Annotated in this window: 11 protein-coding genes; 7 read left to right on the top strand and 4 right to left on the bottom strand. The window is 56.9% G+C overall.

Annotated features, from left to right (window positions below):
• From ACR0AU_RS14800 to parC, 3 genes are all read right to left on the bottom strand, one after another.
• Positions 1–91: GTP-binding protein (locus ACR0AU_RS14800; protein WP_036223564.1), on the bottom strand; the 91-nt coding region annotated here is incomplete at its 3' end.
• Between the two features lie 116 nt (positions 92–207).
• Positions 208–798, bottom strand: coding sequence for a hypothetical protein (locus tag ACR0AU_RS14795; RefSeq protein ID WP_170392584.1), 591 nt, complete (start codon positions 796–798; stop codon positions 208–210).
• A gap of 97 nt (positions 799–895) precedes the next feature.
• On the bottom strand, positions 896–3,244 hold the full coding sequence (gene parC, locus ACR0AU_RS14790) for a DNA topoisomerase IV subunit A (protein WP_170513470.1): 2,349 nt from the start codon (positions 3,242–3,244) through the stop codon (positions 896–898).
• Positions 3,245–3,444: 200 nt separating this feature from the next.
• Here parC and ACR0AU_RS14785 point away from each other — a divergent pair, with 200 nt between their 5' ends.
• From ACR0AU_RS14785 to ACR0AU_RS14760, 6 genes are all read left to right on the top strand, one after another.
• A complete protein-coding gene (locus tag ACR0AU_RS14785) occupies positions 3,445–4,062 on the top strand; it encodes an SH3 domain-containing protein (RefSeq protein WP_480763913.1) in 618 nt (205 codons plus the stop codon).
• 69 nt (positions 4,063–4,131) lie between these two features.
• Positions 4,132–4,959 carry an SDR family NAD(P)-dependent oxidoreductase gene (locus ACR0AU_RS14780; RefSeq protein WP_170392586.1) on the top strand — a complete coding sequence of 276 codons (828 nt, stop codon included), beginning with the start codon at positions 4,132–4,134 and terminating at the stop codon, positions 4,957–4,959.
• A gap of 79 nt (positions 4,960–5,038) precedes the next feature.
• The gene (locus ACR0AU_RS14775; RefSeq protein ID WP_170392587.1) at positions 5,039–5,239 is read left to right on the top strand and encodes a twin transmembrane helix small protein; all 201 of its coding nucleotides are present in this window, start codon (positions 5,039–5,041) and stop codon (positions 5,237–5,239) included.
• A gap of 3 nt (positions 5,240–5,242) precedes the next feature.
• Positions 5,243–5,815, top strand: a complete 573-nt coding sequence (locus tag ACR0AU_RS14770; protein ID WP_170425243.1) for a cob(I)yrinic acid a,c-diamide adenosyltransferase — start codon at positions 5,243–5,245, stop codon at positions 5,813–5,815.
• Between the two features lie 185 nt (positions 5,816–6,000).
• Positions 6,001–6,759 carry an electron transfer flavoprotein subunit beta/FixA family protein gene (locus ACR0AU_RS14765; protein ID WP_170392589.1) on the top strand — a complete coding sequence of 253 codons (759 nt, stop codon included), beginning with the start codon at positions 6,001–6,003 and terminating at the stop codon, positions 6,757–6,759.
• A complete protein-coding gene (locus ACR0AU_RS14760) occupies positions 6,759–7,688 on the top strand; it encodes an electron transfer flavoprotein subunit alpha/FixB family protein (RefSeq protein ID WP_170402252.1) in 930 nt (309 codons plus the stop codon). Before ACR0AU_RS14765 ends, ACR0AU_RS14760 begins: the two co-directional genes overlap by 1 nt.
• A 63-nt stretch (positions 7,689–7,751) precedes the next feature.
• On the opposite strand, the gene ACR0AU_RS14755 is transcribed toward ACR0AU_RS14760, so the two are convergent.
• The gene (locus ACR0AU_RS14755; RefSeq protein WP_480439339.1) at positions 7,752–8,570 is read right to left on the bottom strand and encodes a DUF6473 family protein; all 819 of its coding nucleotides are present in this window, start codon (positions 8,568–8,570) and stop codon (positions 7,752–7,754) included.
• Between the two features lie 163 nt (positions 8,571–8,733).
• On the opposite strand from ACR0AU_RS14755, the gene ACR0AU_RS14750 reads away from it, so the two are divergent.
• Complete coding sequence (locus ACR0AU_RS14750; protein ID WP_170392931.1) at positions 8,734–9,609, top strand: 3-hydroxybutyryl-CoA dehydrogenase; 876 nt, start codon at positions 8,734–8,736, stop codon at positions 9,607–9,609.
• Positions 9,610–9,664: the final 55 nt, after the last annotated feature.

Below are 9,664 nucleotides of genomic sequence, written 5' to 3'. Positions count from 1 at the left end.
CTGCGGTCAGCGTGGTCTTGCCGTGGTCAACGTGGCCAATCGTGCCGATGTTGACGTGCGGCTTATTACGCTCAAACTTTTCCTTTGCCATTCCTCAGGCGCCCTTTTTGCAATTTGGGGGACCCTTGGTCCCGTGGTTACATCTGCGCGCGCGAGATATTTGGTTCAGGGGGGAAAATCAAGCACATCCTGAGGGAAATGCATCCATCACGCCGGATTTTGTGTGACAGCTTCAGTTTCAAGCGGCTGGATCAAGCTGGGACGCTTGTCAAACCAGCCATCATCCTTGTGCTCTTCGGCCAGCCACTCCTCAACCCGGTCGGCAACCTTCAAGGCCAGACCGTTCATCTGTTCTTCTCGGGTGCGCGCATTTCCTGATCCTGTAAGGGCGCTTTCACCGGTGGTATCTTCGAGCACCTGAAACTGCTTGCCTTTAGCAAGGAACTCTTTCTTTTCAACGTCATAGACGTTTACCAGAACGATGGCGGTGCTTTTGGGGTTGTAAATCACAGGAATTCCCGGAGGTGCCAACATGTAGCCCTCGAGACTGATGCCAATGTCGTATTCCTGTGAACCTTCATACCGGCCAAGCCTGATGTCCACTGCATTCTGGATCGCTTTGGTCCATTCATCCGGCGTAGCATCCCGCGAAACCGGTCCCTGAACGGCCTTTTCCGCAAAGGCATAATTCACGCGTAGCTTGAATTCACCCAGCGACTCGGGGTCTTCATAAACCTGCGTTTGGGTGCATGCGCCCATCAGGGCCAACCCGGTGATCAGTGTCAGAATGCGCAGCATGTCTCTCGTCTCGATAGGCCTGTTTTCTTTGGATGTAGCGCACCGATACGGGTTGTGCCAAGCCGTATCGGCAGATTTTCACCAAGCGGACAGCATATCACGAGAACTTGTAATCCCTCGGAAAGCCATAAGGTGCTTTTTTCCCAACACCCGCACGCTTGGCCAACCATTGGGACATATCTGCCTCGTGCCGGGTTTTGTCGCCGCCCATGGACCATTTCAGGCCCTCTTCCCAGTTGAAGGTGGTGATATCGGATAACCCACCATCCAATTCCAGTGTGCCCTGCCGTCCACGCGCCATGTTGTACTTCTGCAAGCGGACACCCTTACCACGGGTCATCTCGGGCAGTTCCTCTGTCGGGAACACTAGGAATTTCCCGTTCTGCGAGACGACAGCAACATGATCGCCCTCAACCGGCTTACAGATCATCGCCGTCTCGTCTCCTTTGACGTTCAGCACCTGTTTGCCATTCCGGGTCTGCGCCAGAACGTCATCTTCCGGCACCATAAAGCCGTTGCCCGCATCTGAGGCCACAAGCAGCTTGCGCCCCGGTTTGTGGATCAGGATGTCGATAATCTGCGCCTCGTTCGGCAGGTCGACCATCAGACGTAGCGGTTCGCCCATGCCACGCCCGCCAGGCAGGTTAGCGGCGCTGACGGTATAGAATCGGCCATTTGACGCAAAGACCAGCAGGCGGTCCGTAGTTTCCGCGTGGAAAATGAAACGCGGGCCGTCACCATCTTTGAACTTCAACTCGCGCTTCAGATCGATATGGCCGGTCATTGCCCTGATCCAACCCATCTGAGAGCAGACGACCGTGATCGGTTCCTTGTCGATCATCGCCTCAAGCGGCACTTCCTCGACCTGACCTGCCTCGGCAAATTGTGTCCGGCGCGCGCCGCCTTCATAGTCTTTGCCGAAGGTCTTCTTGGTCTCTTTGAGTTGCTCGGCGATCTTGGCCCATTGCAGGGCGGGGTCGGCCAGCAGGTCTTCGAGGTTGGCGCGTTCCAGCATCAGTTCGTCACGTTCGCGTACCAGTTCCATCTCTTCCAGACGGCGCAAGCTGCGCAGGCGCATGTTGAGGATTGCATCGACCTGCACCTCGGACAGTTCGCCCTCACCCGGCTTCGGCGAGACGTAATCGGACTCATCGGTTGCGCGGACGTGATCGATGCCCCAATCTTCGCGCATCAGAGCGGCCTTGGGGTCGTCGTCGTAGCGGATGATATCGATCACCCGGTCGAGGTTCAGGAAGGCGACGATAAAGCCCTCCAATACCTCAAGGCGGTGGTCGATCTTGGCCATGCGGTGACGCGACCGCCTGATCAGCACCTCTTGCCGGTGGTCAAGGAACGCGCGCAGCACTTCCTTCATCGAGCAGACCTTAGGCGTCACCCCGTCGATCAGCACGTTCATGTTGAGGCTGAAGCGCACCTCAAGGTCCGAGTTGCGATAGAGCATGCCCATCAGCACCTCGGGGTCCACATTCTTAGAGCGTGGTTCAAGGATCAGGCGGATGTCATCAGCGGATTCGTCGCGGACATCGGCGAGGATCGGGATCTTCTTGGTCTGGATCAGTTCCGCGATCTTTTCGATCAGCTTGGATTTCTGAACCTGATAGGGAATCTCGGTGACGATGATCTGCCACTGGCCACGCCCCAGATCTTCAACCTCGTATTTACAGCGCAGCCGGAAGGATCCACGCCCGGTGCGGTAGGCCTGCGCGATATTTTCGGGCGGCTCGACAATGACGCCGCCGGTCGGAAAATCCGGGCCGGGAACATAATTCAATAGCGTATCGTCACGCGCATCCGGCGTCTTGATCAGATGCAGACAAGCGTCGCACAACTCAGAAATATTATGCGGCGGGATATTCGTCGCCATGCCCACCGCGATACCGCTGGCGCCATTGGCCAGTAGATTCGGGAACTGTGCGGGCAACACGACCGGTTCGGTCAGTGTGCCGTCATAGTTGTCGCGGAAATCGACAGCGTCTTCGTTCAACCCTTCCAACAGGGCTTCGGCCACGATGGTCATCCGCGCCTCGGTGTATCGAGAGGCCGCCGGATTATCGCCGTCGATATTGCCAAAATTCCCCTGCCCGTCGACCAGTGGATATCGGACGTTGAAGTCCTGTGCCAGTCGCGCCATTGCGTCGTAAATCGCCGCGTCGCCATGAGGGTGATAGTTACCCATCACATCGCCAGAGATTTTCGCTGACTTACGGAAACCGCCCGTCGCACTGAGTCGCAACTCGCGCATCGCGTAGAGGATTCGCCGGTGAACCGGCTTCAATCCATCGCGCGCATCTGGCAAAGCGCGGTGCATGATGGTGGAAAGCGCATAGGTCAGGTAGCGCTCGCCAATTGCGCGGCGCAGCGGCTCGGCTACCTCGCCCCCATTGTCAGGGGTCTCCATATTGGGGTCGTCGATCGTATCGTTCATACATGATGTGATACGACGCAAGCGCGCGCGGGTAAAGCAATCGGCGCATATTTTGCTGGGGACAAGTCGGGCTTTTTGCAATAGGGGGAGGCAAGTATCGGATTTCCCCCGCTTTTCGACTCGAAGCTGAATCTATGGTAGGGTTTCGTACATTAAGACTGCTGCCTTTTATTGATGTTACGATTGCCAGGGGGTGCGCCATGAAGCGCGTTATTGTTATCACTTTCGCCATGCTCGGCTGGAGCTTCTATGTGATGAGCGGGGGCCCGGATTTCGAACCGCGTGGCACCCGCGTCGAGCAACCGGTTCGCGTTGCCTCTGTGCCAGAACATGAGCCTGCATCCGACCACGCACCTCGGGCTGAAGACCTTGTGACCAACGTTGCCGCGCGCATTGTACAGGCGCGCGCTCAGCCCGAGCCACAAGTAGAGGAGGATGCCGCGGTCGTCCTGTCACAAGTCACCAACGATCCGCTGTCTCAGTTCTCTGCATTTGACGAGAACGGCGTCAGCTTTACTCTGGCTTCGCTTGAAGACGGAGCCGCCGGACTGTTGCAGGTCGAGGCCGAGGTGCAGGATGACATCACACCTGTGACTCAAGTCATCGAGCCCGAGAAAGATATCCGCGAAATCTCGGGCACGCGGGTCAATATGCGCGATGGGCCCGGAACGATTTACCCCATCATCGCCAAAGCCAAACTTGGCCAGCGCGTCGAGGTTCTCAGCGATTCCGGCACCGGCTGGCTGCGTTTGCGGTTATACCCTGATCAGCGTGTGGGTTGGATTTCTGCCTCACTGGTTCGGAAACCAACAAACTGACGCAACTGTGTCATTGTCCTGACCTATAGCTCGCCATAGCTATGGGCGAAGTACAGAGGCGGGGGCAATATGCAGAAATCAATTCTGATCACAGGCTGCTCATCCGGGATCGGTCTGGACGCGGCGCACGGGATGCGCGCGCGCGGTTGGCGCGTTTTTGCCTCATGCCGTCAACAGCGTGACTGTGATCGGCTACGGGCACAGGGTTTCGACAGCCCGCTGATCGACTATACCGATTCCGATAGCATTACCTCAGGCCTGCAGCAGGTTTTGGACGCGACCGGTGGTACGCTGGATGCGTTGTTCAACAATGGCGCTCACGGCCTTCCCGGCGCGGTTGAAGATGTCCCAATCGAAGGGCTTCGCCTAATTTTCGAGACCAACGTATTTGGCTGGCACGAACTGACCCGGCAAGTGATTCCCGTGATGCGGGCTCAGGGCCATGGGCGCATCGTGCAGAACTCATCAGTGTTGGGACTGGTCGCGTTCCCCTGGCGCGGGGCATACGTCGCCACCAAATACGCCATCGAAGGCCTGACCGATACCTTGCGCCTAGAGCTACGAGACACCGACATCAAGGTCATCCTGATCGAACCAGGCCCGGTCACCTCGAAGATCCGTGTGAACGCGATCCCTGTCTTCGAACGCTTTATTGACTGGAAAAGCTCGGCCCTGCGACAGAGATACGAGGATACGCTGCTGAAACGCCTCTACGAATCCTCCGGACCTGACAAGTTCGAACTGCCTGCCTCGGCTGTTACCGCCAAATTGGCGCATGCGGTTGAATCCAAGCGCCCACGTCCGCGATACTATGTGACGACGCCCACCTATATCGCCGGATATCTGCGCCGTATTCTGCCCACCCGGGCCATTGATCGCATCCTCTCGGACATATGAGGCGAAATTACCTGTTCGCTTTTGCCGCTATCAACGCTAGATGACGGCTCAACAACTGAACAAACACGGACGGTGAGCTATGGACCTGACGATGGTCATACTGCTTCTGGCCATGGCGGCGGTCGTCGTCGTGCTAGTGATGGGCATTGCCAATTTTGGAAAACCCGGCAAAGAAGCCGCGCTGAAAAGCAACAAGCTGATGCGCCTGCGTATCCTGTTTCAGTTCATTGCGGTGCTGCTGATCGTACTTTACGTCTATCTGCGTGGGCAGGGAGGGTAAGGCATGGTCGTTCTCAACAAGATTTACACGCGCACCGGCGATGACGGGAAAACCGCTCTGGGCAATGGTGAGCGCGTTGCCAAATATTCCGGGCGTGTCGCGGCCTATGGCACTGTGGATGAGCTTAATTCCTTTGTCGGCGTGGCACGGACCGAAGCAGACGGAGAAGTCGAAGCCGCCTTGTCCCGTATCCAGAATGACCTGTTTGATCTGGGTGCCGATTTCTGCCGCCCCGACATGGATAAGGATGCCGAGGCCGACTACCCGCCCCTGCGTATCGTTTCCGCTCAGATCGACCGGCTTGAAGCAGAGATCGACGCGATGAACGAAGCGCTCCAGCCCTTGCGCAGTTTCATCCTGCCCGGTGGCTCACGTTTGGCCGCGCATCTGCATGTTTGCAGAACAGTTTCGCGCCGGGCCGAGCGGTTGGCGGTTGAGCTGACAAACATGGAACCGGTCAATGAGGTGGCTGTCAAATACCTCAACCGCCTGAGCGATTGGTTCTTTGTCGCCGCGCGCTGTGCCAACAACGGCGGGCACGATGATGTGCTCTGGATTCCCGGCGCAAACCGGTGATTGCGCCTGCCGTCGGGAAACTAAATTTCGTTTTTGGTCCAAAAAATGACAAAACGCGACGTCTCGAAACCATGACGTGACGATTTTGCTCTGTTGCGAGGCATCACGACTCGCTATCTAGGCCAGCGAGAGCATTGGTGGAGTCGCTGCGCGGCTTGCCGTTTTTGTAAGGAGCATACGCAAAAATGAAGGTACTTGTGCCTGTCAAGCGCGTGATTGACTACAACGTGAAAGTTCGTGTGAAAGCGGACGGCAGCGGAGTTGATCTCGCCAATGTAAAAATGTCGATGAACCCCTTCGACGAGATTGCCGTGGAAGAGGCGATCCGCCTGAAAGAGGCGGGCAAGGCCGATGAGGTTGTTGCCGTTTCGATCGGTGTGAAACAGTCGCAGGAAACCCTGCGGACCGCGCTGGCCATGGGTGCCGACCGCGCCATTCTGGTTGTCGCTGCGGATGACGTGCATCAGGACATCGAACCGCTTGCAGTTGCCAAGATCCTCGCCAAAGTGGTCGAAGAAGAGCAGCCCGGCATAGTTCTGGCGGGCAAGCAGGCGATCGACAATGACATGAACGCCACCGGTCAGATGCTGTCAGCCCTGCTGGGCTGGAGCCAAGGCACTTTCGCGTCCGAACTGGACATCGAAGGCGACACTGCCAAGATCACCCGTGAGGTTGACGGCGGTCTGCAGACCATCTCCGTCAAAATGCCAACCATCGTGACCGTCGACCTGCGCCTGAACGAGCCGCGCTATGCGTCGCTGCCGAACATCATGAAAGCGAAGAAAAAGCCGCTGGATGAGAAAACCGCCGCCGACTATGGCGTCGACGTCACTCCGCGTCTGGAAGTCGTCAAGACCGAAGAGCCGCCGGCACGCGCCGCCGGTATCATCGTGGGCTCGGTTGATGAGCTGGTCGAGAAACTCAAAGAAGCGGGGGCTGTGTAATGGCTGTTCTTCTTCTCGCAGAGGTTAACAATGGTGAGCTGTCGGTTGACGCCACCGCCAAGACCGTAGCGGCTGTCAAATCGCTGGGCGACATCACCGTTCTGGCCGCAGGTGGTTCTGCCGCTGCTGCTGGTGAGGCCGCTGCCAAGATCGATGGCGTATCCAAGGTTCTGGTGGCCGAAGACGCCTCGCTGGGTCATCGCCTGGCGGAATCTACCGCAGCCCTGATCGTGGGTCTGGCCGATGGGTACGAGCATATCGTTGCCCCTGCCACCACCGACGCCAAGAACGTGATGCCGCGCGTTGCAGCTCTGCTGGACGTGATGGTGATTTCGGATGCATCCGGCGTGGTCGATGCCACGACCTTCGAGCGTCCGATCTATGCGGGTAACGCGATCCAGACCGTGAAATCGAACGACGCCAAGAAAGTCGTGACCATCCGGACCGCCAGCTTCGATGCGGCGGGCGAAGGTGGTTCGGCGGCGGTCGAGACCATCTCAGTCGGTGAAAACCCCGGCCTGTCGTCGTGGGTCGAGGACAAGGTTGCTGAAAGCGACCGTCCTGAACTGACTTCGGCTGGTGTTGTTGTTTCGGGTGGCCGTGGTGTTGGCTCGGAAGACGACTTCAAACTGATCGAAGGCTTGGCCGATAAGCTGGGAGCCGCCGTTGGTGCCTCACGCGCCGCAGTTGACTCGGGCTACGCCCCGAACGACTGGCAGGTGGGTCAGACCGGTAAAGTTGTTGCCCCTGACCTGTATGTTGCAGTCGGCATCTCGGGTGCGATCCAGCACCTGGCGGGCATGAAGGACTCCAAGGTCATCGTTGCGATCAACAAGGACGAAGAAGCGCCGATCTTCCAGGTCGCAGACTTCGGTCTGGTCGCAGACCTGTTCCAGGCCGTGCCGGAACTCACCGAAAAACTCGGCTGATTTCAGACAAAGATTTCTCGACGAAAAATCTTAGAAGGCCCGCCACTGGCGGGCCTTTGCTGTTTATACGCCCAGGTCGTTGATCACTTGGGCAAGTGAGCCAGCGATATTGCGATGTGTGGCTGGGCCGATCATATGCTCGGCAATCGGTTGTTGCAGGGTGCCAAACAACATGTCTTCAAGCTCATCGGATACGCCGGACACCTGAACCTGCAAGGACAAAATATCCGTACAATGGGGCCCCAAAGGCTCAATCATCTCGGGGTTGATTGCAAAGCCGACACCCGGTGTCGAATCCAAATCGCTTCTCTCCACTTGCAGATGCAAAAGCAGGACGGGCGGGCCTACTTCTGCAAGAAACTTGCCGAGCTTTTCGATCCAGACATTGCGCAACTCTTGTTCCACAAGTTCAATACGGGCATCCGAGCGTGACGACAGGCGGTTCAGCAAATGCTGTACAAAATGGACATCCGTAAAATCTTCTTCGGGATACAGCGCAACCAGATCGGTATTTGGCGCAACGAAACGGTCATTGCGTCGTGGGTGCACCCGGTAGAATCGGTTCGATAGCCCCAGCATGCCGGGTAACTGCAGGACGCAGACATCAGACCGGTTTGCGATCTCCAGTAGCCCTTTGTCCTGCGTCAACGCTTCGACACCGCAGAACAGGCTGCCAAGGTTGAGGCATCGACGATCCAGACGACGTTCCAACTCATTGGGAAAGGGGGTTTCTACGAAACGGCCAAAAGTCTCTTCGCCCCCCAAACATGCCACATAGGGGTTGTTCAACGCCCTTTGAGGGCCCCTGAAACGTAGTTTGGAATTTTCATATTCGCACGTCGTTTCCTCGGAATGGACCGCATTGATCGATTGATAGCTCATCACACTCACCCAAATATTCACCCAACCGCCATTTTGCCGCCGCAAGTCTTGAGAAAGTCCTAATGCGCGCATTTGAAGCGAAATTGACTGTCCCCGTCCCCTTGCCGCCCATAGGGAACTGCCGATAATGTCGCCATATTCTGCGAACAAGGGCATCGAACAAATGGACGTAAAATCAGTCGGAGTGATCGGCGCTGGACAGATGGGCAACGGGATTGCTCATGTTATGGCGTTGGCAGAGTATGATGTTCTACTGAACGATGTCAGCCAGGACGCGCTAAACAGCGCGATGGCAACCATTGAAACCAACCTGGCGCGTCAAGCGTCGCGCGGCAAAATCTCGGATGATGCAGTGAAATCCGCGTTGGGTCGGATCACGACGACGCTGAATCTGCCGGATTTGGGGCAGACCGATCTTGTAATCGAAGCCGCGACCGAGCGGGAAACGGTGAAACAGGCAATCTTTGAAGACCTGTTGCCGCACCTACAGCCACATACGATCCTGACATCGAACACTTCGTCGATCTCAATTACCCGGCTGGCCAGCCGCACCGACCGGCCCGAACGTTTCATGGGATTCCACTTCATGAACCCGGTCCCTGTGATGCAGCTCGTCGAGTTGATCCGGGGCATCGCCACCGATGAAGCAACCTTTAATTCCTGTAAAGCCGTAGTGGACCGGCTTGGCAAAACCTCAGCCAGCGCCGAAGATTTTCCGGCCTTTATCGTGAATCGCATTCTGATGCCCATGATCAATGAGGCGGTTTACACATTGTATGAAGGTGTCGGGAATGTGCAGTCCATTGACCAATCGATGAAACTGGGCGCAAACCACCCTATGGGCCCATTGGAACTAGCGGACTTCATCGGCTTGGATACCTGTCTGGCGATCATGAACGTGTTACATGACGGACTGGCAGACACCAAGTATCGTCCCTGCCCGCTGTTGACGAAATATGTCGAAGCCGGATGGCTGGGACGCAAAACCGAACGCGGGTTTTATGATTATCGAGGCGAGGTTCCGGTACCCACACGGTAGAATCTGAGAGGGCCAGCCCTCTCTCGAGCCTATGGCTCAATTCACTCCCGAGATA

The organism is Ruegeria sp. CG1 (assembly GCF_056537265.1).
Note: the sequence above shows the minus strand (reverse complement) of the source record. Positions and strands in the feature narration are given on the sequence as shown.